At 45.7% G+C, this 26,501-nt stretch carries 24 protein-coding genes and 1 other annotated feature; of the genes, 4 read left to right on the forward strand and 20 right to left on the reverse strand.

Annotated elements, in window-relative coordinates; genetic code table 11:
* Positions 1–160: 160 nt before the first annotated feature.
* The 8 genes from grpE to gpr all read right to left on the reverse strand — a co-directional run bounded on the left by grpE (position 161) and on the right by gpr (position 8,851).
* The gene (gene grpE, locus AC4E8D_RS22065; RefSeq protein ID WP_221821963.1) at positions 161–724 is read right to left on the reverse strand and encodes a nucleotide exchange factor GrpE; all 564 of its coding nucleotides are present in this window, start codon (positions 722–724) and stop codon (positions 161–163) included.
* Positions 725–768: 44 nt separating this feature from the next.
* Positions 769–1,800, reverse strand: a complete 1,032-nt coding sequence (hrcA, locus tag AC4E8D_RS22070) for a heat-inducible transcriptional repressor HrcA (protein WP_076211670.1) — start codon at positions 1,798–1,800, stop codon at positions 769–771.
* Between the two features lie 255 nt (positions 1,801–2,055).
* Positions 2,056–2,526: an N-acetyltransferase gene (locus tag AC4E8D_RS22075; protein WP_017687214.1), complete on the reverse strand. Its 471-nt coding sequence runs from the start codon at positions 2,524–2,526 to the stop codon at positions 2,056–2,058.
* Positions 2,527–2,644: 118 nt separating this feature from the next.
* Positions 2,645–3,829: a radical SAM family heme chaperone HemW gene (gene hemW, locus AC4E8D_RS22080; RefSeq protein WP_036668565.1), complete on the reverse strand. Its 1,185-nt coding sequence runs from the start codon at positions 3,827–3,829 to the stop codon at positions 2,645–2,647.
* A 206-nt stretch (positions 3,830–4,035) separates the two neighbouring features.
* On the reverse strand, positions 4,036–5,850 hold the full coding sequence (gene lepA, locus AC4E8D_RS22085; protein WP_036615097.1) for a translation elongation factor 4: 1,815 nt from the start codon (positions 5,848–5,850) through the stop codon (positions 4,036–4,038).
* Positions 5,851–5,995: 145 nt separating this feature from the next.
* Entirely contained in the window at positions 5,996–6,355 is a 360-nt protein-coding gene (locus AC4E8D_RS22090; RefSeq protein ID WP_076211674.1) for a hypothetical protein, read from the reverse strand.
* A 53-nt stretch (positions 6,356–6,408) separates the two neighbouring features.
* Positions 6,409–7,704 (reverse strand): stage II sporulation protein P, encoded by a 1,296-nt coding sequence (locus AC4E8D_RS22095; RefSeq protein WP_076211676.1) that lies wholly within the window; start codon positions 7,702–7,704, stop codon positions 6,409–6,411.
* Positions 7,705–7,849: 145 nt separating this feature from the next.
* Positions 7,850–8,851 (reverse strand): GPR endopeptidase, encoded by a 1,002-nt coding sequence (gene gpr, locus AC4E8D_RS22100; protein WP_221821961.1) that lies wholly within the window; start codon positions 8,849–8,851, stop codon positions 7,850–7,852.
* Positions 8,852–9,026: 175 nt separating this feature from the next.
* Between gpr and rpsT the strand changes: the two genes are divergently transcribed.
* Positions 9,027–9,299: a 30S ribosomal protein S20 gene (gene rpsT, locus AC4E8D_RS22105; RefSeq protein WP_024628504.1), complete on the forward strand. Its 273-nt coding sequence runs from the start codon at positions 9,027–9,029 to the stop codon at positions 9,297–9,299.
* A gap of 189 nt (positions 9,300–9,488) precedes the next feature.
* On the opposite strand, the gene holA is transcribed toward rpsT, so the two are convergent.
* The 3 genes from holA to AC4E8D_RS22120 all read right to left on the reverse strand — a co-directional run bounded on the left by holA (position 9,489) and on the right by AC4E8D_RS22120 (position 12,590).
* The gene (gene holA / locus AC4E8D_RS22110; protein ID WP_221821959.1) at positions 9,489–10,505 is read right to left on the reverse strand and encodes a DNA polymerase III subunit delta; all 1,017 of its coding nucleotides are present in this window, start codon (positions 10,503–10,505) and stop codon (positions 9,489–9,491) included.
* Positions 10,506–10,761: 256 nt separating this feature from the next.
* On the reverse strand, positions 10,762–12,045 hold the full coding sequence (locus tag AC4E8D_RS22115; RefSeq protein WP_221821957.1) for a zf-HC2 domain-containing protein: 1,284 nt from the start codon (positions 12,043–12,045) through the stop codon (positions 10,762–10,764).
* A complete protein-coding gene (locus AC4E8D_RS22120; RefSeq protein ID WP_017687205.1) occupies positions 12,042–12,590 on the reverse strand; it encodes an RNA polymerase sigma factor in 549 nt (182 codons plus the stop codon). The genes AC4E8D_RS22115 and AC4E8D_RS22120 overlap by 4 nt, the downstream gene beginning before the upstream one ends.
* Positions 12,591–12,941: 351 nt before the next feature.
* On the opposite strand from AC4E8D_RS22120, the gene AC4E8D_RS22125 reads away from it, so the two are divergent.
* Complete coding sequence (locus tag AC4E8D_RS22125) at positions 12,942–13,244, forward strand: hypothetical protein (protein WP_221821956.1); 303 nt, start codon at positions 12,942–12,944, stop codon at positions 13,242–13,244.
* A 136-nt stretch (positions 13,245–13,380) separates the two neighbouring features.
* On the opposite strand, the gene AC4E8D_RS22130 is transcribed toward AC4E8D_RS22125, so the two are convergent.
* On the reverse strand, positions 13,381–13,770 hold the full coding sequence (locus tag AC4E8D_RS22130; protein ID WP_339178092.1) for a hypothetical protein: 390 nt from the start codon (positions 13,768–13,770) through the stop codon (positions 13,381–13,383).
* Between the two features lie 681 nt (positions 13,771–14,451).
* Here AC4E8D_RS22130 and AC4E8D_RS22135 point away from each other — a divergent pair.
* Positions 14,452–14,904 (forward strand): hypothetical protein, encoded by a 453-nt coding sequence (locus AC4E8D_RS22135; RefSeq protein WP_221821953.1) that lies wholly within the window; start codon positions 14,452–14,454, stop codon positions 14,902–14,904.
* Between the two features lie 15 nt (positions 14,905–14,919).
* Here AC4E8D_RS22135 and AC4E8D_RS22140 read toward each other — a convergent pair whose 3' ends face one another.
* The 3 genes from AC4E8D_RS22140 to AC4E8D_RS22150 form a co-directional block, all read right to left on the reverse strand.
* Entirely contained in the window at positions 14,920–17,793 is a 2,874-nt protein-coding gene (locus AC4E8D_RS22140) for a ComEC/Rec2 family competence protein (protein ID WP_221821952.1), read from the reverse strand.
* Between the two features lie 102 nt (positions 17,794–17,895).
* Positions 17,896–18,414 (reverse strand): deoxycytidylate deaminase, encoded by a 519-nt coding sequence (locus AC4E8D_RS22145; protein ID WP_221821951.1) that lies wholly within the window; start codon positions 18,412–18,414, stop codon positions 17,896–17,898.
* A 39-nt stretch (positions 18,415–18,453) separates the two neighbouring features.
* Positions 18,454–19,086, reverse strand: coding sequence for a ComEA family DNA-binding protein (locus AC4E8D_RS22150; RefSeq protein ID WP_221821950.1), 633 nt, complete (start codon positions 19,084–19,086; stop codon positions 18,454–18,456).
* A gap of 185 nt (positions 19,087–19,271) precedes the next feature.
* Between AC4E8D_RS22150 and comER the strand changes: the two genes are divergently transcribed.
* Positions 19,272–20,117 carry a late competence protein ComER gene (comER, locus tag AC4E8D_RS22155; protein WP_036615122.1) on the forward strand — a complete coding sequence of 282 codons (846 nt, stop codon included), beginning with the start codon at positions 19,272–19,274 and terminating at the stop codon, positions 20,115–20,117.
* Here comER and leuS read toward each other — a convergent pair.
* The 5 genes from leuS to rsfS all read right to left on the reverse strand — a co-directional run bounded on the left by leuS (position 20,098) and on the right by rsfS (position 26,331).
* Positions 20,098–22,542 carry a leucine--tRNA ligase gene (gene leuS / locus AC4E8D_RS22160; protein ID WP_221821949.1) on the reverse strand — a complete coding sequence of 815 codons (2,445 nt, stop codon included), beginning with the start codon at positions 22,540–22,542 and terminating at the stop codon, positions 20,098–20,100. The two genes, comER and leuS, sit on opposite strands and share 20 nt — an antisense overlap.
* Positions 22,543–22,620: 78 nt before the next feature.
* Positions 22,621–22,890: a binding site (T-box leader), on the reverse strand.
* A 111-nt stretch (positions 22,891–23,001) separates the two neighbouring features.
* The gene (locus AC4E8D_RS22165) at positions 23,002–23,958 is read right to left on the reverse strand and encodes a phosphotransferase family protein (protein WP_221821948.1); all 957 of its coding nucleotides are present in this window, start codon (positions 23,956–23,958) and stop codon (positions 23,002–23,004) included.
* Positions 23,959–24,181: 223 nt separating this feature from the next.
* Positions 24,182–24,952: a class I SAM-dependent DNA methyltransferase gene (locus tag AC4E8D_RS22170; RefSeq protein ID WP_221821947.1), complete on the reverse strand. Its 771-nt coding sequence runs from the start codon at positions 24,950–24,952 to the stop codon at positions 24,182–24,184.
* 129 nt (positions 24,953–25,081) lie between these two features.
* Positions 25,082–25,987 carry a CvfB family protein gene (locus AC4E8D_RS22175; RefSeq protein ID WP_221821946.1) on the reverse strand — a complete coding sequence of 302 codons (906 nt, stop codon included), beginning with the start codon at positions 25,985–25,987 and terminating at the stop codon, positions 25,082–25,084.
* Positions 25,984–26,331 (reverse strand): ribosome silencing factor, encoded by a 348-nt coding sequence (rsfS, locus tag AC4E8D_RS22180; protein WP_221821945.1) that lies wholly within the window; start codon positions 26,329–26,331, stop codon positions 25,984–25,986. The genes AC4E8D_RS22175 and rsfS overlap by 4 nt, the downstream gene beginning before the upstream one ends.
* Between the last annotated feature and the right edge of the window lie 170 nt (positions 26,332–26,501).

Here is a 26,501-nt window from a genome sequence, read left to right on the forward strand (position 1 = left end):
CCGAAAATTTCCTCCCTCAACAAATTAAAATGAATGGGTCTGATCTGACCCTTATTTAGATGTTCATGTTGCTAATCGTGCTCTATGTGTACAAACCTTTATATTAAACTTCGCCCACATTGTTCAACTATGGAGCCGACTCATTCCTTCCTATAAGGAATTATGAGCTGACTTTAACCATAGCTGGACGAAGCACTTTATCTTTCAGCATGTAGCCTTTTTGGACTTCCTCAACAACGATACCTTCTTCGTACTCGTCGCTCTCCACTTGCATAATTGCTTGGTGGAATTCAGGATTGAACGGTTGTCCTACCGATTCCATTGCCGTCAGGCCTTCGTTATTCATTACGGTTTCCAATTGACGGAAAATCATTTGGATGCCCTTGGAGAAAGATTCGACCTCTGCTCCTTCCGGTACAGTAGCCATGGCGCGCTCGAAGTTATCAATAACCGGTACCAGTTCGGTGACCAGCTTCATCGAAGCGTATTTAGCCAATTCTTCTTTTTCCTTCTGAGTACGACGACGGAAGTTATCAAAATCAGCCTGTGCACGGACATAACGCTGCTGTTGCTCCTCAGCTTCTGCCTTCAGACGTGCAAGCTCATCCTGCTCCTGATCAGCCATCTCTTCAGCTTGTGCTTCTGCAGCGCCAGCTTCATTAATAGGCTCCTGCTCAGTTGCTGTTACCTCTTGTTCTTCTGTAAATGATTGCTCCTCTTTCAAGATGTTCACCTCCTTATACGAATGAAATGGTTCATTCCCGAATCTTATTTGAAACGATGTGTTAGCATCGCCGTCAAGTCACGGGATAGTGTATTTAGAATATGAATGACACGTGCATAATCCATCCGCGTGGGTCCTAGAATACCGATCGAACCCAAAGCCTCACCGTCCAAGGAATAGGAGGCTGTAATCAGGCTGCAGTTGGCAAAGGCTTCATGATCATTCTCAGTGCCGATTCGCACTTGAATACCAGATCCACCCGGCACGGGCATCATCAATTTCATGAGTGTTGGTGTCTCTTCCAGCAGGTCAAGAATATCTTTTACCTTTTCGATATCTTTAAACTCCGGTTGAGTCAACATATTGGTGGCACCACTGAGGAACAGACGATTATCATGTTCGTTGTCAAAGGCACTGTTCAGCACCTGCATAACTTCCTCGTAACGTGTAATATGCCGTTCCATCTCTTGCCCAAGTTCAGTATAGAGACGGGATTTCAATTTGTAAATTGGCACACCAACCAGCTTGGTGTTCAACAGTCGAACCACTTTCTCCATCTCGGCTACCGAGATTTCTGGAGGAATCTGGACCGTCTTGTTCTCCACCTGACCGGTATTGGTCACAATGATTGCCACAGCTTCACTTTCGTTCAGCGGAAGCAATTGGAAGTGACGAAGGGACGTATGGAATACTTCCGGTCCAAGCAGGATCGAAGTATAATTCGTCATATGTGACAAAATATTGGATGCATGTTGAATAACTTGTTCCATGACATTGAGCTTTTCGGCGAAGAACGACTTCAGATCGTCCAATTCCTGAGGCTCCACCTGATTCCAGGGAACCAAATGATCGACGTAATATCGATAGCCTTTATGAGAAGGAATGCGTCCTGCCGATGTATGCGGCTGTTCCAGGAAACCCATATCTTCAAGGTCCGCCATTTCATTACGGATCGTCGCCGGACTATATCCAACATCTCCCCTTTTGGAAATGCTCCGGGACCCTACGGGCTCAGCTGAACGGATATAGTCATCCACTATAGCGTTCAGAATCATTCGTTGACGCTCAGTTAACATGGTGAGTATTCCCTCCTTCTGACTGTACTGTCCCATGTCGTTAGCACTCCAGTTAGATGAGTGCTAAGCGGTAATACAAAAATACCAAACTGACGTGAACATTGTCAAGTGAGTTTGATGAGTGGGCTCATCTATTTATAGTATAGACCAATGTCGACAAGTCCTAACAACTTTATTGAACATACTTTGAAGTAAAAAAGGACTGCATGTAGGGCAGAGGCTGACTCGGCTCGATCCATGCAGTCCATTTAGTTGTTAGGCTGAAACGTTAAGCTCTTTTAATACAGCGATCTCATCACAACAATCCTGCTTGCTGCAATGAACACAGTCGGTCCATACTTTCTCAGGGAAAATCTCTTTTTCCACTACGGCAAAGCCATTTTTGAGGAAGAAGGATACTTCATATGTCAACGCCATAACCTTAGGAATCTGTTGTTTCTCCGCTTCTTCTACCAGTCGGTCCAGCAATCGGGAGCCAATACCGAGCCCTTTGTGCCCTTCCGAGATACCGAGTGATCTGACTTCCACCAAATCGTTCCCCAGACGACAAAGCGATCCGCAACCCACCACTTCACCATCAACTTCGGCTACAACAAAGTGCTCCAGCTGTCGGTGCAGTATTTCCCGTGATCGCGGAAGCATGATCCCACGCTCTGCATAGCCCTTAATCATTTCATACAGTGGTTCAACATCTTCCGGCACGGCTTTTCTGCATATTACCGACATCCTGCTCTCCTCCTATTACCAAGCTTTCCAGAGGAAAGCTGACTTCGTAGTTGTTAAATTAACACGCTCTGTAAAATCAATATGAATAAATATACAACAGAGCGTATAGAATTTCAAGCTATGAATTCAGCGATATGGACCCGATAAACTCCGCAAAAACGTCATTTCCGAACAGGATACCCTGCTCGCTCAGTCGGAAGCCGTCTGCCGTCCGCTCAAGCAACCCTGCGTTCAACATTTTGCCCAAAGGCTTCGCAAACACTTCTTCCATGGACTCTCCGAACTGTTCGCTAAAGCGTGAGGCCGAAGCTCCCTCCAACATTCGCAGTCCAACCATCAGATAATCTTCCATGGCTTCCGGGCGAGCAATCTCAAAATGATCCAGACGAGGCAGCCCTGCTCGTGAAGCTTCAACATAAGGATTTATACCTTTAATATTCATATGCCGTTCGCGGCCCACATATCCATGTGCACCTGCACCCAGACCATAGTAGTCCTCATTACGCCAGTAGGTAATATTGTGACGACTCTCAAAGCCCGGCTTGGCAAAGTTACTGATCTCGTATTGTCCATAACCTGCTTCTTTCATACGTCTCATTAATAGAAGATACATCTCCAACTCATCATCTTCATGAGGAAGTGGTAACTGGTTCTTTTGATACAGTGTATGGAAAAGTGTATTCTCTTCCACTTTCAGGCTGTAGATGGAGTAATGCGGCAGATCCAGTTCCAGCGCTTTGTCGATACTCTCATTCAACATCTCTACGGTCTGGTTCGGCAACCCAAACATCAGGTCAATGGACAGGTTATTCAAGCCTGCTTTACGAGCATTCTCCAAACTGCGATATACATCATCCGTATTATGAATACGGCCAATACCAGTCAGCAGATCATTCTGAAACGCCTGCACGCCAAAGCTGACACGGTTGACGCCGCCTTCTTTCATCGCAGCGAGTTTCTCCGCATCCGTTGTTCCCGGGTTGGCTTCCATCGAGAATTCAATATCGTCCGCCCAATTTGGGAAATACGTCTTCACGGAACGAAGAAATACCGCCATCTCATCCGGTTTCAGAGCTGTTGGCGTACCCCCACCTACAAATATGGTCTTGATCTCACCCGGTGGATTGGCCTTAACTGTATGTTCCATCTCCCGTTCCAGCGCTTCTAGATATTGCATCACGGGCTGATCTTTCAGAACGTAGGAGTTAAAGTCGCAATAAAAACATTTATTCGTACAAAAGGGAATGTGAAGATACACCGCTTGGGGCGCACCTGTCTTCCGGCTGTGTGCTGCCAATGTCATGGCAAGTCCCCCTCTATTTGAAAAAAGGAAAGCCATCCGGCTTCCCTTTCAGCTTAGTTATTTAATATTCTGTGTTGTACCCACGTTTGCAAGCAAACGTCCTACAATTCAATTTCGATACACACATTATGTGATGTACCCGAAATTGAATTCTCCTTAATCTAATTTGAATACACACATCTGTGTTGTACCTCAAAATAGATTGTTTAATCATCAATTTTCAGTACCGCCATGAATGCCTCTTGTGGCACCTCAACGTTACCAACCTGCTTCATCCGCTTCTTACCTTCCTTCTGCTTCTCAAGCAGTTTCCGTTTCCGCGAGATGTCACCACCATAACACTTGGCAAGTACGTTTTTACGCATTGCTTTTACCGTTTCACGAGCAACGACTTTGGTACCTACAGATGCCTGGATTGGCACCTCGAACATTTGCCGTGGAATCAGCTCGCGCAGTTTCTCACAGACAATGCGTCCGCGGTTATAGGCACGGTCACGGTGAACGATGAAGGACAGAGCATCCACCTGTTCGCCATTGAGTACAATATCCATTTTCGCCAGATTGGACTGACGGTAACCGGACAACTCATAATCCAGGGATGCATATCCTTTGGTACCGGATTTCAACTGGTCGAAGAAGTCATATACAATCTCGGACAGCGGAATCTCATAGGTAATGGTAACCCGGGTTGTGTCCAGATATTCCATATTTACATATTCACCGCGTTTTGTCTGACACAGCTCCATAATGGTACCTACATAATCATTCGGTACGATAATATCTGCCTTGACGTATGGTTCCTCGACGTAATCAATCCGGCCCACCTCAGGATAGTTGGATGGGTTGTCGATTTTCATCACTTCACCATTGGTTAAGGTGACGTGATAGATTACACTTGGTGCCGTTGTGATCAACGGAATGTTAAACTCCCGCTCGATCCGCTCCTGGATAACGTCCATGTGAAGCAGTCCAAGGAATCCGCAACGGAATCCAAAACCGAGTGCACTGGATGTCTCCGGTTCAAAGCTCAGAGACGCATCGTTCAACTGCAATTTCTCCAACGCTTCACGCAGATCAACATAGTCCGATGTTTCGATCGGATAGAGACCACAATACACCATTGGGTTAATTTTACGATAACCCGGCAAAGGTTCCGGTGTTGGATTTTTGGCATCCGTTACCGTATCCCCGACTTGTGTATCGCCAACATGCCGGATACCTGCAACGATAAATCCAACATCCCCGACGTTCAGCTCGTCCACGATGGTCATGCGAGGTTTGAACGCTCCAACTTCAATGACTTCAAATGATTTACCTGTTGCCATCATTTTGATTTTGGAACCGGATTTGATTTTGCCGTCAACAACACGCACATATACGATTACACCTTTGTACGGGTCGTAGTGCGAGTCAAAAATCAGCGCTTTCAAAGGCTGGTCAGGATCACCAGTTGGTGCCGGAACACTTTTCACCACTTGCTCCAAAATTTCTTTGATTCCGATTCCTGATTTGGCCGAAGCCAAAACCGCATTACTTGTGTCCAAACCAATAACATCTTCCACTTCCTGCTTCACCCGTTCAGGATCAGCGCTCGGAAGGTCAATTTTGTTGATAACCGGTAAAATTTCAAGATTGTTATCCAATGCCAGATACACGTTGGCAAGTGTTTGGGCTTCAATTCCCTGAGCCGCATCCACAACCAGCAGAGCACCTTCACATGCAGCAAGACTGCGTGATACTTCATACGTGAAGTCTACGTGTCCCGGTGTATCAATCAGATTCAATAAATACTCTTCACCATCATCCGCTTTGTAAGTCAAGGCTACTGCTTGTAGCTTGATCGTTATTCCACGTTCACGTTCAAGGTCCATCTTATCCAGAACTTGTTCCTGCATTTCACGTGAAGTGAGCGCACCTGTGTGCTCCAAGATCCGGTCCGCAAGTGTTGATTTGCCGTGATCTATATGTGCAATAATAGAAAAGTTACGAATTTTACGTTGTCTTGCCCGAATGTCAGTCATTCCTTACCCCCAGAAACAGCCTAGTGTCAATCACTTCATTATAACAGTTGAAGCACAGTGCATCAATCCCGTGATGTCTCAACTTTATAATAAAGTGTCATCATGCACTCCCGGAGGTTATATTGTACCTTAAAATTATGGTATTTTATTCAGCGACGCCGCTAAAAAGAGAGACCACCCACTTGATTCCACTGTGTGAGAGATTTTGCAATAGTCCAGCCGTTTTGTCTGCCAACACATCAACCGGAGCCTTATTTTGATCTGCCCCAAGCACTTGGCTTGGTGACTGAACAGGTACAAATGGTGGTTCTTTAATTTCCTTTTGGACAGGAGCAGTCGGAACAGATTCGGTCACCGATGAAGTTGGCTCAGTTGTCACAACGGTTGACGTGCCTCCTGAGGGATTGCCCATATGAAAGTTGCTGCCAGCCAGCTGCATTCCAAACAGAACACCCAGCAACATTAATACAGCGATGGATAACAGTCTTTTACCGAATCTGGACATGTGCATTGCCTCCTGTCACTCTCTACTATTTTTCCTTCTAACATATATGGTTTCTACCCACCCTGCGACGAGGTTTCCACACTGGCTTTGTCCACCTTCTGATCTTCCCAATACACTTGAGAAATCATGTCTGCGAGAATCTTTGATGTCCGTTGGAGCTCAGCTCCTGTATTGTCGATACCACCAATCTCAATCAAAATGCTGTTAGGTGAGAGGGTTTGGTTATACTCTCCATTGTTGGCTCCTCCGCCATCCTTGCCCCACACACCACGGGATACCCCAGGATACTTGGCTTCCAGTTTCTTATGAATTTTCGCTGCAAAGGCTTCATTCTGCCGCCAATTTGGATTTTCATGTCCAATAATGAAATATACTTTGGCGTAGCCCAAGTCATTAATAGTTGTTGTTGTTTTGCCATGACGCTGTGAATCGCGATGAATGTCTATGAGATACGTCAGATCATCATTTTGGGCGAGTGCCGCTTTTACCGTTTGACGGGAGTATTTATAGGAATAGTTCCAGTTATAGTCCTTTACTTTGGTGGGGTAATCATCCTTGGCGTGTTCTACGCCGATTCCCAGCTTCTCCAGACTGTCTGAGAGGTAGGTTCCCACTTGAAACACATTACCTGTTGATTTGCCCGATGATGGATTATCACTTTTCGTACCAAGCAGTGGATTATAGCCTTCCCGTGGATGGGAATGATAGATAAGAATTGACTTTTTGCCTGTTGTCGGTGAGCCTGAATTGTCTTTCTCGCCATTCTTCGCTGGGGGATCTTCTTTACCTTCTCCATCTCCAGGCTCAGTCGACTCAGGTGGATCCGTATTGTCCTGGCCTGGTGGAACATGCAGCTCACTCCCAGGTTTCCCTCCACCTGCGGAAGCTGTATCAGTAAGACCGGGACCGGGCTGATAATCTTCGGGAGCCTCGGCTTTTTCGTTACCAGATCCAGGACGGAGCAGAACAGGTTGGTTGGAACCCATGCCCGGCATTTCTCTCGCAATCAGGCTCTTCGGATCTTGTGGATTTACATTTGTTAGTAATTGGAAAACAAAAGAGGTGAGATTCTCACCAGATATGGCAGAGGTCTGTTCCTTCTGGGTGAGATGAGGCATCTCCATACCGAGCATATCGACGAAAAAGCGGCTTGATACGGCACTTGCAAATCCTTTCATGGAAGAAACGGGTGAATTATTCAAGCGTTTCTCTGCCATGCCCCCCAGACCCAGTACGACAAAAAACAAGGCAGATATGATCATAAGCAACAACAACGTACGGCCCATGGCCAGCACGTGCAGACATCTTTTTTTCCATTTCCCAATATTCCAGGCCAATATCTTGTTCATTCTGCTGTCTCCTTCCCTGCTGGACAACTCTTATACTTCAACTCTATGAGCCGGTCCAATTTGATAGAACAGGAAAATGAAAGATTCCAGAAACAAAAAAAGAAAGTCCGATAGATTCGGACCTTCTTCTCAGCAGTTTTAAGTTTTAATGTGTATAAGCGGCTACGTTATCTGGATTCACGGCATCATGGAGCGCGGCGTTAAGTCCTGAAGCGATAACATTGGCAATTCCCTCAATAAACTCATCGATTTCCTTTGGGGTCACAATGAGGTCATGACCTAGTGGCTCCAGTACCTCTTTCACCAGACTCAAGCGATCTTGTTCACCGATGTCGTCCAGCATGCCCATGATCTGTTTGGTCTGATCCGTTTCCTGGCGAAAGTGTGAGCTCATCATCTCAATCACATTATTCACGATGGTGGACGCATAACATACGGTTGGTACTCCGATGGCGATGCAAGGCACACCTAATATCTCACGAGTCAGGCCACGCCGTTTGTTTCCAATACCGGAACCCGGGTGAATACCAATGTCCGCGACCTGAATCGTTGTATTTACACGTTCCAAGGAACGGGAGGCCAGCGCATCAATCGCAATAATGGCATCCGGCTTGGTCCGGTCTACAATCCCCTGTACGATGTCACTGGATTCAATGCCTGTTGTACCTAATACACCGGGAGCAATCGCGCTGACTTCCCGATACCCTGGCGCAACTTGATCTGGCACCAATTCGAAATACTGACGGGTTACCATCAGATTTTCCACAACAAGTGGTCCGAGTGAATCCGGGGTGACATTTAAGTTACCCAGGCCAACAATCAAGACCTTGGATGTTTTGTTGATTCCGGCCTTAACCATAAAATCTTCCATTTCACGGGTGAACTCGGCAGCAACTCGCTCCTGTAACTCGGTATCACCATTCCGTAGTGAAGGTACTTCCAAGGTGACATAGTGACCTTTCACCCGTCCAATCGCTTTGGCTGCTTCTTCATTCAGGACATCAATACGTGTAATCGTAATACCCTCTTTTTTCTCTACATCTTCCCGTAGTCCGGGAATCGTCTGTTTCTGTCCACCTTGCGCCATTTCCTTGGAGTCGATTGCCAAATCGGTACGAACTGTATAGTTTTGCAAATCCAGTGTCATTCTGTCCCTGCCTCCCTTACCGCATTTGAGCATATTGTGTGGGAAAAAGAGTTTCTTTATACAGCATGTCGAACATCGTAGGAATATCTGTTGCATTTTACATGCTAGCGTGATAGAATATTTTAAGTTGTGAAACGTTTGTATTCATGCAAATGCCTTACAGGAGGTGAATGTAATGCCAAACATCAAATCCGCTGTTAAACGCGTAAAAACGAGCGACAAGCGCCGCGCACTCAACGCTTCCCAGAAGTCTGCACTCCGTACAGCTGTTAAAGCTGCTGATGCTGCTCTGGTAAGTAACGAAGTTGATACTGCAAAAGCTGCGATTCAAGCTGCTTCCAAAAAGCTGGACAAGGCTGTAACTAAAGGTCTGGTTCATAAAAATGCTGCAGCACGCAAAAAGTCTCGCTTGGCGAAAAAACTGAACGCTCTTTCCGCACAAGCGTAAGAAGCGTTACTTATACGATCCAATGGAAAAATCCTGAATAGCATAGGCTTTCAGGATTTTTTAGTATCTGATTCGATAAGTATAAGACACAAACAAAAGCGACCTTTATTCCGATGATTTAACCATCATGGAGCAAAGGTCGCTTTGTTTGTTATTCACACTAGTAATCTATTACGTTTACGTATTCATTCACGCACCAAGTCTCAATAAGAACAGCTCCAGACCAAGCACTTTATCCACCGCTCCTGTTTTCATCTGGTAATCCAATTCGCTGAGGTGACTCAGAATCATTCTCAGACGTTCCGGCTGAAATTTACGGGCTTGCTCACCCGCAATCTTAACAGCATAAGGATGCAGCCCAAGCTGACTGGCAATCTGCTGCTGGGAGTAACTTTGTTGCCCCAACTCTTTCACCTGGATCATGATCCGAAACTGGCGTGCGATTAAAGCCGCAATTTTAATCGGTTCTTCCCGCTGCTTCAGCAACTCATAGAAAAGAGCCAACGCTTTCTCCAGTCGCAAATTAGCGAGTTCTTCTACCAGCGAAAATACATTTTGCTCCGTACTACGGGCAACCAGTGACTCGATGTCAGCACGCTTGATTGTCCCCCCATTACCCGCAAACAAACATAATTTGTCTACTTCAGCAGACAGGGTCTGAAGACCTGTTCCTGCATAGCTGATCAACGTTTCCGCCGCTCCCGCCTCCAGGGAAACATCCCGCTGCTTCGCAAGTTTCACTATCCAATTCAATAACTCTTCTCCACTGAGTGGAGCAAAAGCAAGAACTACTGCCTGTTTCTTGACAGCTTTCACCAGTTTCTTACGCTCATCCAGCTTATCCCCTTGGGCCAGAAAAACAATCGTACTGTAATCTGCCGGATTCTCCATATATGTAAGCAGACGATCAACCTGATGTTCAATCTTGGATTCTTTACCTGCAGTGAACAGGCTCGCGTCCCTTACAATAATCAATTTGCGCGGAACCAGAAAAGGTACAGTCTCTGCTTCTTCAATGACGACCTCCACAGCCGTTTCAGACAAATCATATGGAATAATCGCAAAATCACGATGTTCTTCTTCGATAACCTGTTCTTTTAACATATCCGTAAATTGCTGTATCTGGTACTTCTCCGTTCCGTACAGCACATATATCGGTGCCGTTTCTCCATTACGTATTGCCTTTGTTGCACTTTTTACATCCATTCACGGCGCCTCCTTATCCCTCTTATCCTACCAGAAAAAACGCAAGACAACAAAGGGACCTTACATCCAGTTATGGATGAAGGTCCCCTGTCCTACATCTATATAAACGCTGACACCAGCAGTTCTAGAAAAAGCCGGTGCGCGGTCATACGACGTCAGTTGTTTGAACTGATATAGGACGTTTTGTTACTTCCACTATATGCTTGTCATGCTGAAATTGTTCTTTCGTTTAGAGGAGCGCACTCCCCATTTTTAATTATTTCGCAGGAGCTCCACCTGAAACAGCAGGTACATTAAACGAGTTCTTGGCTGTTGTTCCGTCCTTGTCCGTTTCGTAATTAAATAGGGTGCCATCCTTCGACCAACTCGCTGACTTCAGTGTTCCCTCTATGCTGCGTTGTTCAACCAGATTCAGAACATCCGGTTCGCTCACAGGTTTGGAGTATATGCTGATTTGATCACCAATAAGCATAACTACATAGGAGCCGTCAGGTGATTTCCATTCTTTTGGTGCTGCCGTTGTAGTCATTCCCTGATCCTGTCCTGCTGCAAATCCTTTGTTTCCGCCAGAAGCGTCTGCACCTGTACTGGAATCAGGTACAGTGTTACCTTCAACCGGAGCATCTTCAGTCATATTAGGTGTTGTATCCTGAGAAGTGAAGGATTTCGCATCTCCATTTTCGGTTTCTGTTACTCCATTCTCTTCCCCATCTGCAGAAGATTTAGGAGAATCTCCTGATTCCTGAATTCTCTGCTCAGAATCCTGGTTCTGAACCTGATTATTCTGATTATCGGTCGAAGGAGTTTTGGACGAATTATCCTGCGGTTCTTTATTCGGAGCAGGCGTTGATTCGGTAGCCGGTTGTTTAGGTGTCGGATCTGACTGAACTTCAGGCTCCTGCACCTCATCTCCACCGTTCTCTTCAGGAATTGTTTCTACGCCTTGGTTATCTGGTTCAGTTGGTGAAACATTCGATTGATCCACAAACACATCGTTGCTGCTTGGTTGGGACGAAGTGGCAGGATCATAATTTTCAATATTCTTGCTTAATGGATTTTCATCCACATTGCCGCTCTCTTGAGAAGCTCCAGAGCTCATCAACATGGAATCGGCATTCTCAATCTGTTCAGGCTGATATCCCCAGATGGCGAATCCCAATACAACTGCCGCAGCCGCTGCACCCACCGACATACGTCCTGCCATCGAGTTAAGCCATTTTTGCTTCGTTTTCCGCTCACTTGAACGTTGTAGATTCTCAAATGCAGCGGGGACAGGATTCATTTCCTGTATGGTGCTACTTTGTTCCTTCCGCGCTTCGTCAATAGCATCAAGCTGTGGCATAATCGCATCAACCAGACTAAATTTCGGGCTTACTTGCGGTAATTCTTCCAGTTCTCTGGAAAGAGCTCTGAGTAAACTAAAATTCTCGGCGCACTCCGGACACTTCGCCACATGCTGTAGCATCTGCGCGGTTTCCGCCTCGCCCAGATCATGATCCAGATAGCGGTGCATCCATTCCACCACCTCTTCGCATTTCATCCTGTCACACCACCTTTCTGATATTCCTGTAGTAGATTCTGTAATTGCTGTCTGGCTCTAAATAAATAAGATTTCACCGTATTCAACGGAAGATCGAGACAATCCGCAATTTCATTGTAGGATAAGTCCTGCAAATATCTTAGAACAATAACGGTACGATGATGCTCGGGAAGTTTGTTGATCGCATCCTGAATGTCTTGGGCCACATATGTAGACATGACCTCGTACTCCACATCCTGATTATCCTGAAAAACCATGTCATGTTCGTCAATGGAGACAGACGGCTTGGTTCTTCTGAATTTATCAATACAGATGTTCGTGACGATGCGTTGTACCCATGTTTTGAATTGGGCCTTTTCTTCGTATGAATTGATTTTGGTGTAAATTCGGATCAACGCTTCCTGCGCAGCATCCAAAGCGTCCTGTTCATTATTTAGAATGTAATATGCGGTCCGATAGACATGTTGTTCAATCTCCCGCAATAGGGTAATTAGAGCGTCGCGATCGCCCGATTGAGCGGCTCTGATGAGTTCCGGCTCTACCACAAAGGATCCCCCTCTCCCTGCAACCTTACAGACGTGATCATCAATAAAATTGTTGCAAAGTTAAGTATTTTTTTAATTTGCCATAACAAAATAACGGCGTATGTATTAGGGCCGCTGAAATCTTCTCTTAGAATAACAGAAATTGCATAACGAGTCACCAAACGTATCCAAAAGGGATTCCATTACTTACACGACTCAATTCAAATGCAATGGCATACATTATAGATAAGCACTTTTTTGGGTCCTAAAATAAAAAAAGTCGAAATTTGTCCAAATTTAAGCTGTTTTTAATGCAATTTTCATGAAAATAGTGTATTGTAAATTTACATTCATAAACACGAGGTGATGAGCATGCCAGCTCTTGCGAAAATTCAAGCTTTAAAAGAACAAATGCCCAAAGAATATCAAAGTATTTCCCACTTTGTGGAACATGCATTGGACTCCATTGATACTCTGGTTGAGGAACATCGGAAGTACGTAGCTGCACAGGCATTATACGGCGATAAAATCGTTGGAACGGAAGAACGCTTGTACAGAGAAACCGTACTTGATGTGAGAGCACAACTGTTGATGACTCTTGAGAAAACGGTAGAAGATCTGTTGCACAAGGGCGATAAACACTGGAACAAACACTTTAAGGATGGCGTAGAATAGTTCTTATATTTCTTCTACATTTTGAAAAAATGGCCCGTTTTCCGATATTCTCCCTCGTGGAGTGTAACGGAAAGCGGGCTTTTTTTGTGCTGTGCTGTAACCTGCAATCAAATGAAGTGATTAATTGGTATATTCATCAGTAAATCGCCATCAGTTTGCCATTGAGAAACCCTAATGCTCTTATGCCTGCGGAGCTGGCATACACCCAAACCTCGATTTTGCCTTTTGAACTCGTTTCATACGTAATGCTCGATGGATCTCCCCATGCAAGGCGCACCTGAGTTATGTTCATTCCTAAAGCTACTTCTCCAGCAATGATTTTATTCCAAGTGGACTTGGACCAATTGTATTTCTTATACGGATCAGAAGAGAAGAATTGGTTGGAATCGGCAAGCATCTCCGTCACACTGGAAGGTGCACCTCCTGCGTAGGCAGAAACGGTTTTTCCTTTTGCATTACGGAAGATAATAGAGTAACTTCGATCACCGTATTTAATCTTCTCAATTTTGATATCTGATATGGTCACTTTGGTATCTCTAGCCCTTCCTCAAGGCGGGCCTAACTATTATTCGGTAAAAACAACCATAATCCTGCAACAAAAATCACCTAACAATAATAAAACCGCAAATCAAACCATATTTTTACATAACTTCAACAAACCAAAAACAAATGATTGCATTTAATAATCTAAAATAGAAAACATATTACAAACGAAATAGGGCGTGCAATCGTAACAAACTTCTAAATGGATATGCGGGAGACTAAATGAATCTAAAAATATTTTTCAAATACTTCCTGGGATTCTTTCTACTCAGTAGTGTGTTATTCATTGCATTTAATATGATAATTTGGCATAAAAGTTGGGATCAAATTGATCACATACTCAACTTATTCAGCGCAACTATAATTAGCTTGCCGATTAGTATCTCAAAAGCAAGAGAGTGAGAGTAGTTCCTCCTAGTCAACTATACTAACTGACAGCCTAACTATCCTCATAACGCATAACGATTAGAATGTGTTATTATCATGAAATTCAAAATGAAGTCGTTCGCAGGGGAACGACTTTTTTTCTGTTATGGGTTAACCAAGTACTACTTTCTCCATGTCCCTCATCATTCTTTTTCAACATGTGTATGTTAAAATATAGTAACTCCCTAAGTCTATCAGTTGTTGAATATAGTTATTCAAGATGGAGGTCAATTTTCGAATGACAAGCACCCATAGAATCAATAGGCCGCTCGGAAAAATAGTTGCAGCTGTATTAACTGCAGTCCTCATTTCACTTGCAATGGGGATATATCACTATGTCCCTATAGATGAAAGATTAGAGAATACTTACTATTATTCATTCGGGTTTAAATTTGCGGTTGGATTATTGATTAACCTCGCTATTTTACTTTTCTTAATTACGCCACTTTCCATATTGGTGGATGGATTACTTTTATACAGAAAAAAAGATAATACGTATATGAAATTGCTCTTTGCTATTGCCGCATATGTTCTATTAGGCTGCATAGGTGGGGTCACCTACTCGATATTTACACGTAACTTCAATACTTTTTCTGCTCAAACTATCCACATTGTGGTATGTTCTCTTGTCTTTTTAACCTTCCAGTTGGTATTAAATCGGCGTTTTCTTCACTCATCTTCACACCGATAAATAGATCGCGTGCCGTCACTCAACTCCAAACAACCTGTACCGAATATCAATCTTCCCATCTTTCACCCTCATCTGGACCTCACCCATCTGATCTGTCCGATAAATCTCTGACCCGGTAGCCTCCAGACGTTCCATCACTCCCGGATTGGGATGCCCATATGTATTGTTAACTCCTGCAGATATCAAAGCGGTTTTGGCATTCCAGTATTGGAGCCAGGCTTTGGTTGACGACGTTTTACTACCATGATGAGCGACCTTTAGAACGTCAATGGAGACAGATGCCGCTGAAGCATCATTTGAATCAACCTGCAACGGACGTGTAAGTACCCTTTGTACAACTCCCTCTGTAACTCCAAGATCTGCACCTTTCTGTTCAAATTGGGCAGCCAATGAGCCATCCTGAATCATATAGAGCAGGTCCTGCTCGGCTGCTGCATCCATATCTCCGGTGAACAACATGGAAGCCCCCGCCATTTCCAGCAAAAAGACAACGGAATCATGATTCTGGTGTTCAGATACAGGCAAATTGCCTGATGCATTTACATCCATATGTGCCAGATCCGGAGCTATAAAATGTAAACTCGTCTGCTTATCAGCCTTATAGGACATGCCCTGTTGAATGGCGTACAGAGGAATTTTCCGTTCCATGGCTGTGTCCAGTAATTTATCAAAGTTTTCTTTACCGCTGGTCGTGCCATTAAACATGAAACGTTTAACCGGAATCTGTTCCAGCACAGCCTGTAGTCCTCCGGCATGATCCTGATCGGCATGCGTTACAATGACAGCGTCCAGTTGATGGATACCTCTCTTTTTCAATAGAGGAACAACGACCTTGGCTCCCACCTCATACGGATCACGCCTTGTTTTCCAAGATTGTTCGGTGTTCCCAAAACTAACCGTTCCTCCGCCATCTACCAGAATGTGTTTGCCTTCCGGGGTTGTAATCAAAGTGCTGTCCCCTTGTCCAATATCCAAAAACTGCACGATGCCGGTTCCAGCAGGCTTGGGAGTCTGATATGCCCACCATAATCCAGCAATAAAGCTGAGCGCCAGCAACCCGCACAACCATTGCTGAGCTTTACTCATTCGTACATTTGAATAATATCCTGCACCTCGCGCGGTAAATGCACTTGTATACTCCGGCCAGGCAATACTGGCTCCTAATGTCGTTAATGAAGTTTCTTTTCCATCTACACGGTTCTTACCTTGATCCTGTGCCATGGTAGACATCGAAGAGCGAATACCCATATTCCCCATTGAAAATGAAGGTTGTCGCCTCACAAGCGGAGCCGTCTCTTCCTCAACAAACGTTGTTTCTCGCTGCTCACCGTTGCCACGATGCAACAAGTAGAGTAAGGCATACAACACGGCATAATATGCAGCTATCCATAACAAGGGCGGTGTTGCCCAGATCAATACAAAACCTGGCAGGCTGTTCATCCACTCCACGCTTACAAATGTCAGTTGATTCAGTTGCATCGCGATCCATGCGAGGGGTTTCGCCAAGGGAACCCATATAAACGACAATAACATGGCGACCGTCCCCAGAGGTAATACAATGGCGCTGATCAAAGAAACAAGCAGAAAGTTAGCCACAAATGAGAGTAATGAGAACTGATTGAAGTAGAGAATGGTTACTGGGAACGAAATCAGCTGAGCGGTTACGGTAACGGATGCTGTTGCAGCCAGAGATTTCGGCCAACTGCTGAACAACCGGTTTATCAGTGGCATATAGATCATCAAACCTGCGGTTACAAGAAAGGATAACTGGAAACTCACACTCAGCAAAAAGTACGGGTCCCACCACATCATCAGCAACGCTGCTGCACTAATCATCTGAAGGCCGTCTCTGGCGAGACCAAGACGTGCCATGTACAACCCAATCATGGACATCATTCCTGCCCGAATCACAGAAGGTGAACCTCCGGATAACAGTACATAAGCTGGCACCAGAATCAGAACAATCGTGAGTGCCGTCTCTCTGGTAAGCCTTAGCCAGGATAAAATAAGAAGAAGAGAAGCTACATATACAGCGACATGGGTCCCGGATATTGCCAGGATATGCGTTAGACCCAGTTGTGAAAACTGACCATAGGTACCCGGATCGATATCAGTAGACATCCCGATAATAAGCCCCTTCATATATCCTGCATGAGGCTCTGGAAATAACTGCTCAACCGCCGAGCCCAACTTATGCCTAGTCCAATCCGTCCACCTTAGTATGTTATATTGTCCAAGTCCCTCAGGAGCAACTGCTGTTATCGAACTGGCTCCCTTCACTTTGAACAACCAGTGGATATGCAGGGTTCGCAAATAACTGCGATAATCAAACCCGCCAAAGTTCCTGGCTTCACCAGGAAGGACAAAAGAACCATTAAGCGTAATCAAATCGCCCCTCTTCCAGCCCGCTGCTACCTGTTGTTCTTCTTCCTCCAACAGTCTGACTTGTACCATCAATTGTTCATCTATGTTGAATGCAGATGATACTGTTGCCAGATCTGTATCTGCTGACGAATCCGATATGGGTAATATTAAAGACATCTGTATCTTAAAGTCAGCCCGGTCTCCATCAATACGTACATCTGACACCAGCTCACCCTGAATTTCGGCTGCCAAACCGTCCAACTCTTTAGCAGAGATGTGAGTAGTCTTGGACAGACTGCTATGATTGCGTGCATCATTCCATTCCCAATGTGCAGCGCCTCCAATAAAGGCAACAAGTAAAAATAAAACAGACCATCCACGCACATTAATAAAATGAAGTAAAAGTGGCAGACATGCCAGAGCTCCAATTAGCCCCCAGATTAACGACCAGCCTGTTAACGCGCATGCTATCCCGCTCCCGCACAACCAACAAATCGTAAAACTTAATAACGGTCTGCCTTTCATTTCTACCCCTCCCTCATTTCACCCGTTGAACGCAGAAAAACCCCCGGAAAGCCAATTCAGGCTTGCCGGAGGTTCTCCCTCACGTATTCGACCATATTCACATTAATTGCTCACAGTCATCATCGTTTCCCGCGGGGGCTGGTAATTCTCCAGTCTGCGGAACGTTATGCCCTTCTGGTGCATCATATTGGTAACCTTGCCGGTATCTTTAGGATAAGAACGATGAAACACGATTTCTGTAATCCCGCTATTCGCCAGCATATTGGCACATGTCCAGCACGGTTCGTCGGTCACGTACACGGACGAGCCTTCGCGGTCGATTCGATCTGTGAATAAAAGCAAATTTTGCTCCGCATGGATTGTGCGAATGCATCGTTGCTTTTTCACCATTTCTTCTTGCCCATCGGTCACGACCAACTCATACTCCTCCGATATCATGCAACCTGCTTCAGAACAATCCGGGACGCCGGTGGGTGCACCATTATAGGCTGTTCCCAGCAGTTTCTTTCCCTGAACAAGAACGGCACCCACATGACGACGCGAACAGCGGGAACGGGTGGAAACCATATACGCGATGTCCATAAAATACGTATCCCAGTCCTTGCGTACCTCTGTACTCATGCTGCTTTCCTCCCGCTTAACACAATTTATATTTTAATATTAACGGATCTGCACATACGGCGCCATCTTCTCCAGCATCTTCATACCGATTCCTTTGACCTTTGTCAGATCACTGACTTTTGCAAAAGGACCATGTGCATTCCGATAGTCGACAATAGCCTGAGCTTTCTTCTCTCCAATTCCGGGAAGATCCGTAAGCTTGGAGACAGGTGCAGTATTCACATCAATCTTACCATTGTCGCTAGCTTCCTCAACTACAGGTGGGTTACTGTTCGAGCCCGTCTCGGAGGTAACCGAAGGATCAGAATTCGTACCCTGCGTAACTGGTTCATTCGAATTTGAGGTGTCCGGTGGATTATCATTCGTCTGACTTGTAGTTTGAACAACTGAATCACCTTCAACCCCAACGCTCGCAAGCTCTTTAGACTCTCCTGCCCTTGCATCGTTCCCAGTCTGCATCCCACTTGAATCCGTTCCCGAAGATGCTCCTGTATTTCCCTGAACCGAAGTAGCCGACAGTACAGCAGGGAGTTCCTGCTCTATCGTCGGCTTCTCGGTGCCGAGCTGCAAGGATTCCCAGCCACTAGGTGGTTGTTCACTTTTGCCCGACCATAATATAAGTATACTTCCAACCACCGCAGCAGCAATGGTCATCCCTTTGTTCCATCTCATTCTTCCACACCTCTCCCTGAATTCAAAATCATTCATTTCAAACACGGGCGGTGCTTCCGAACCGTTGAACTTTCCTGATGAAACAAGTTGTTCATTTTTCATGTCATGTGAAACAGGTCCTCACGCATAGAATAGAGGGAATGAACTGCGCCAGTACCGTAAAGCATGAAAGGAGGCCTGAAACAATGAAGGTTGGATTTATCGGAACCGGCAGCATGGGCAGCCTGCTAATCTATGCCCTGATCCAATCGGGTGCACTTGAGCCCCGGCAGATCGCGGCCAGCAATCGAACCCCGTCCAAAGTACGTCAGTTATCCCTCCGTTACCCCGGTCTGCATGAATCCCAGAGCAATCGGGAAACGGTGATCCGAAGTAATATCATCTTCCTGTGCGTGAAGCCGCTTGAATTCAAACATGTTATTGACGACATCCTGCCTGTCGTGAATCCCAATCATATAATTGTCTCGATCACCAGTCCCGTGCAGCTGCGACATCTGGAATCTTCACTTCCTTGCAAAGTCTCCAAGGTAATTCCCAGCGTCACACACCAAGTCGGCAGTGGAGCATCCCTCTGCATACATGGCGAACGAATGACCAGTGAAGACCGCGCTGTGTTGGAAAGTCTGCTCAGTCATATAGGCAGGCCGTACCAAGTGGATGAAGCCTGTACACGAATCACATCCGACTTCTCCAGCTGCGGACCTGCATTCATATCGTTCTTTTTGGAACAGTGGATCGAAAGTGCAGTGAAGCTGACCGGCATCAAAAGGGCAGATGCCTGCGCTCTGGCTGGCGAAATGCTCCTGGGAACAGGCAAGCTGCTCACCGAAGGAGGATACACCCCGCAAGAGCTTCAGGCTCGTGTCGCTGTACCTGGCGGTATTACCGCTCAGGCACTTGCACTGCTGAAGGTTAGTCTTGACGGCGTTTTCGACAGCCTGATCCACACGACACATGACAAATATGATGAAGATTTGTTAAAGCTGGATGAACTATTCCGAGCCGGTGAGATTAACCGGCAACAATATTAACGAGTTTGCCTGGAACGGCAATGACCTTGCGAATGGTCTTGCCTTCCAGCGCCTGCTTAACAGGTGCCAGCTCCATCGTAAAGTCCTGCATACCTTGTGCATCCAGATCCTTCGCGATTGTAGCACGAGTTACAATTTTACCATTTACCTGAACAACGATTTCTACTTCCGCATCCACTGTCATGGACTCATCATATTCAGGCCAAGCCACGTAAGAGATTCCACCTTCATGACCCAAACGGCTCCACAGTTCCTCTGCCATATGCGGTGCCAGTGGTGACAACAGCTGTACAAATTTCTCCATCGCTTCACGAGGCAGTGTGTCCGCTTTGTATGCATCGTTGATGAAAATCATCAGCTGGCTGATGGATGTGTTGAAGCGCAGATGTTCCAGATCTTCCGTAACTTTTTTGATCGTTTTGTGAGCAGTCCGTTTGAACTCATCCGTTCCACCGTCCACTGTAATTTTGTCATTGATGGCTCCTGTGTCTTCGTTAATGAAGAGACGCCATACACGTGACAGGAAGCGGTGCATGCCTTCAACCCCGTTTGCATTCCACGGTTTTGTCGCTTCCAATGGTCCCATGAACATCTCGTACAGACGCAATGTATCTGCACCGAATTCATTCACGATTTCATCCGGGTTAATGACATTACCACGGGATTTACTCATTTTCTCATTATTGGTACCCAGGATCATACCTTGGTTGACCAGTTTGTGGAAAGGCTCTTTGGTCTCCACAACACCCAGATCATACAGCACTTTGTGCCAGAAACGAGCGTACAGCAAGTGAAGTACGGCGTGCTCTGCTCCGCCAATGTACAGATCAACTGGCAGCCACTGCTGCTGCTTCTCCCTGGAGATCAGTTCCTTGTCATTGTGCGGATCGATAAAGCGCAGGTAGTACCAGCAGCTACCCGCCCATTGTGGCATGGTGTTAGTTTCACGACGTGCCTTCATTCCCGTTTCCGGATCTACCGTATTCACCCACTCCGAAACATTCGCCAGTGGTGATTCTCCTGTACCCGAAGGTTTGATCTGGTCGATATCAGGCAGCAGCAGTGGAAGTTGATCCTCAGGTACTGTCTTCATTGTTCCGTCTTCCAGATGCAGAATTGGGATTGGCTCACCCCAGTAACGCTGACGACTGAACAGCCAATCGCGTAGACGATAGGTCACTTTCCCTTGTCCTTTACCGTTCTCTTCCAACCAAGCAATCATCTTGGCAACCGCTTCTTCATTGTTCAGTCCGTTCAGGAAATCGGAATTCACATGCGCGCCATCACCCGAATACGCCTCTTGTGTAACGTCTCCACCTTGAATAACCTCGATGATATCCAGACCGAACTGCTTCGCAAATTCCCAGTCACGCGCATCATGACCCGGAACAGCCATAACCGCACCTGTACCGTAACCTGCAAGAACGTAATCAGCAATCCAGATCGGCAGTTTTGCACCATTAACAGGGTTGATTGCATAAGCGCCAGTGAATACACCTGTTTTGTCTTTGGCCAAATCTGTACGTTCCAGATCACTTTTACGAGAAGCCTGCTCCTGATAAGCCTGAATAGCTTCACGTTGGTCATCGGTTGTAATTGCTTCTACCAATTCATGTTCCGGAGCAAGTACTGCAAAGCTCGCACCGAACAATGTGTCCGCACGGGTAGTGAACACCTTGATGACTTCCTCGCGACCCTCAATGGCAAATACAACTTCTGCACCTGTCGATTTACCGATCCAGTTACGCTGCATATCCTTGATGCTTTCAGACCAGTCCAGCTCTTCCAGGTCTTCCAACAGACGCTCTGCATACTCGGTAATTCTCAGGACCCACTGACGCATCGGTTTACGTACAACCGGATGTCCACCACGTTCACTCTTGCCATCAATAACCTCTTCATTAGCCAGTACCGTTCCAAGTGCTTCACACCAGTTAACTGCTACTTCATCCACATAAGCGAGGCCTTTATTATACAGTTGGATAAAGATCCATTGTGTCCATTTATAGTATCCAGGGTCCGTTGTGCTGATCTCACGATCCCAGTCATAGGAGAAACCAAGCGATTTGATCTGGCGACGGAAATTGTCAATATTACGGAATGTAATATCTCGTGGATGTTCACCTGTATCCAGTGCATGCTGCTCAGCAGGCAGACCGAAAGCATCCCAACCCATTGGGTGCAATACATTGTAACCGCGCATACGTTTGTAGCGGGAAACGATATCCGTTGCCGTATATCCTTCCGGGTGACCTACGTGCAGACCTGAACCGGATGGATAAGGGAACATATCCAGCGCATAAAATTTCGGTTTAGCAGGGTCCTCACCCGTTTTAAACGTTTTATTTGCATCCCAGTATTGCTGCCAACTTTTTTCCATGACTTGTGGCTGATAGCCGTGTTTCGGCTGGTTATTTTCACTCATCTATTGTTCCTCCTTCAGGTTATTCGCGTTAGCTTTAATTGCAACAAAAAAACCTCAGCATCCCGTAGCGTTTGCAGCGCTAGGGACGAGAGGTTGAATTCCCGTGGTACCACCCTAGTTAGCGGACGAACGTGCTTCGTCATCCACTCCCTTTGGACCTGTAACGGCGGTTAACCGATGCGGATTTCCATTCCTGAACCCAAGTTTTATACAAGCAGGTTAAACAGAATGGTGTAATCACCGCATTTCTCCAAGGCGAGTTCGCAAATCACTGTCAACCGGCTTGCACCAACCGCCGGCTCTCTGTTATGTACAGGAATTACTACTGATCCTTATCATCGAAATATGTATACAATATCGGGACCATTATACAAAAAAGCAAGCCCAAAGTCAATATTAAACGTTATAATCGCCATCTTGAAGTTTATGGTTCGTACCGTTCATAACACTCGTTGCTGTTCAGGATATCCGAAAACGCTCAATGCCTTCCTCCAGATTATGAATGGTCCAATTCACATGTTCCTGATTATCATATTGACGATAAGCGCACTCCGTGCGCAGCACCAGATCAAAGTACAAGTCATAGAGACTTCTTCTTTTCAATTCACTTTCAGTCGTAATCGCATGCCCATATCCCTTCACGAATCCGGGAGTATAGTTAAAATGACTAAAGTAATGCTCCATCAGAGGATCTGCCCACAGAGAACGTTCAAAATCAATAATCGCTGTGATGCGACTTTTGTCTACCAGAACATTGCCATCCCACAGATCCCAACTGACAAGCACAGGTTCTTTGACATCGTCCAGCACATCCGATTTTTCTTCAATCAAACGTCTCAATTCAGGGTAATCGATCGAAAATGTGATTCCAGCTTCTTCCCCGTCGGTAAGAATATCATCCATCAGATTCATAAATGCTTCTTTCCATGTGGAATAACGCTGTTTTTCCTCCGAGAAATATCCAAACTTCTCGCCTCTGATCTCATTAATCCGACGATTGTACCAACCGAGCTGGTGTTCAATGGCCTCCTGCTCTTCCGCAGAATATTGATCCTTGACCTGATTATAGGGTGTTCCAGACATGTACTCCATGATAAAATAATGCGCTGAAGCCATAGTTAACGAATCATCATAGGCCAACACTTGCGGTACAGGAACATCCTGTAGCTCCGTGATGAGGCGCAGTGCCTCAACTTCGGCAATCATGAGATCCTGTTCACAGCGCATCAGATTTGTCGAAGCCGACGGTGCAATTTTCAGTACCACTCGCTGTGCGTCACTCAGTGTGATGAGATATGCATGATTGGCCCAGCCATCCACCATTTCCTTGTAGTCCTCTATACTTGCAGAGAAATGCTGCTCTATTATGGCATTCAACTGTTCTGACGTAAGTCTTGTTTTATATGTACTTTCCATTTCTACACCTCACATTGACATTTGATTTATTTCCTCAGAAAACGCTTTCTATCCGACTATTATCGCCTCCTTTACTTTAACTGGCAATACTTTTTGTCACCTCGTTATGTCTTTCCTAGCATTCCTTTATCCTATTTAAGACTATTGCTATTCATTCTCCATGGAAAATCAAAAAAAACTGTCCTTATGCACGATACATAAGGACAGTTGTCATCTTTCCTTCTTACTTCACAGCCACGTAGAACAAGCGCTGTGCGCTGTCTCCAGCTTCTTTCCATTCAAAATCCGCATATACCTTCACGTCTCTAAAACCTGCCTTGGATAACTCCAGCTTCATCCAGTCCGGATTATATGCACGCTGGACATGAACTTCTTCAAACCGCTGATACATATCCTTGTTACCATTATCCACACGCGAAAAAATACTGAGATGATGTTCGATCTCACAGCGATCCTGGTCCAGATCACAAGTCCAGATATACGACACAGAGCGCTCATCCAGTACAAAAGGCTGCTCCTCATCATAACGAATAAGGGTATTGGGATGATGCACATCAAACAGGAACGTTCCATCAGGCTTCAGCATCTCATATGTCCGCTGGAATGTTCGAATGACATCTTCTTGTTCAAGCAAATAATTGACACAATCACAGAAAGATATCACCGAATCCACAGGGTCTGGAACTCGCCATTCCCGCATATCCTGCTGCACCCAACGTACGCTGCCCTCGCGATACAAACGATGACCCTGAGGTGTTGCCTCCATCTTGCTGCGCGCAACCGACAGCATATCTGCTGAGAGGTCAATGCCTGTAACTTCAAAACCGGAGTTCACGAGCGGGATCGTAATGGAGCCCGTTCCACAGCCAAGCTCAGCGACACTTTTGGGCATTCCATGCTTTTCCCATGCTGTTCTTGCAAACCTTATCCAGTCCGGATAAGGCATATCTTCCATTAATTCATCATACACATAGGCAAATTTCCGGTAAGACATGTCAGGCACCGCACTTTCAATTTCATTTTCCAATCCTGTTAACAAAAGAAAAAGCAGGGGCATCCGGTATTTACCCAGCCTATCCCTGCCTTATCCGAGTTCCATATTACAACTATTTAATCAGGAAGATTACTTGTCTTCACTTTGATCTGCAGGAGCAGATTCGGCCAGATACGTCCAGCTTTCCTTTTGAACCACCAGTCCATCCTTCATCAATTTGCCCAATGCACGCTTGAACGCAGATTTACTGATGCCAAAGCGCTGCTTGATGATATCCGGCGGAGTTGCATCCGAGTAAGGCATGCCGCCCATTGGACGCTCTTTCATAAAGGCGAGCAGCTTGTCTGCATCTTCGTTACGTCCAACTTGTTTGAGTTGAGTCATGGCCAGATTCACACGTCCGTCTTCACGTACCAGTGTCACCCGACATTTCACTTTTTCACCAAGACGCAGCATATGACTACGTTCGGATGAATGAATCATGCCAATTGCGCCAAAGCCCAGTACACCGCCCTCTACAAGTACAAAAGTACCCATCTGCAGTGGCTTGTATACCGTCGCTTCAACCCACTCGTTTAACCATGAAGTTGGAGCATGGAAAGACAATGGTGAAAGTTCACGTTCCCCGGCCAATTTGGCACGCAGACGACCTTGCTTGTCATGTTCCATGATTACAAAAACTTCATCCCCCACTTGAGGACGCAGTTCTTCCAGTTCAGGCAGTTCACGAATAGGAAGCAACAATTGCCGTCCAAGTCCCATTTCCAGGAAACAGCCTAGTCGTGGGTGAACATCAGCCACAACCAGTCGTGCCATTTCGCCGAGCATGAGATAAGGCTTTTTCATCGTTACGGCCAGACGATCTTCCGTATCAAAGAATACAAATACCTCAAGCGTCTCACCAATCTTAATATCCCGCGTTAACTCGGTATAGTGAAGAAGTACATCTTCCGATCCTGTCGTCAAAAAGAAGCCAAACGGAGACACTTCACGTGAAACCGGCAAAGAGACGACTGTTCCAGCAATCAAACTCATACAGTTTCCACCACTTTGGCATCAGACCATAGTCGTTCAATGTTGTAGTATTCACGCTCGTCGCGGTGGAAGATATGAACAACAACATCGCCCATGTCCATCAATACCCAACGTGCGGAATCCATACCTTCGATACCTTTAATCGTCGCTCCGGCTGCATGAGCCTGTTTGCGAATTTCAGTGGCAATGGCTTGTACCTGTGTATCGGAATTTCCGTGACAAATAACAAAATAATCTGCCACCAGAGAAACATTAATCAGATCCAACGCTACAATATTGGATGCCTTTTTGTCGTCAGCGGCAGTAACCGCCATATTCATAAGTTCTTTCGATGATACTGTCATGAACCAACCTCCATAATCTATAATTGTGTGTTCAAAAAGATCAGTTTTCAGTACCGAGAAGATGGAATAAAGCTAGAAATGGAGTAGCGGAGCGTAGGATAACTACGTGAGCAACGGACATTTCGGCTGAATTTCATATTCGATGCTGATGATGCCGCTAGGCATCCTTC

Source organism: Paenibacillus sp. SRL342 (genome assembly GCF_984798905.1).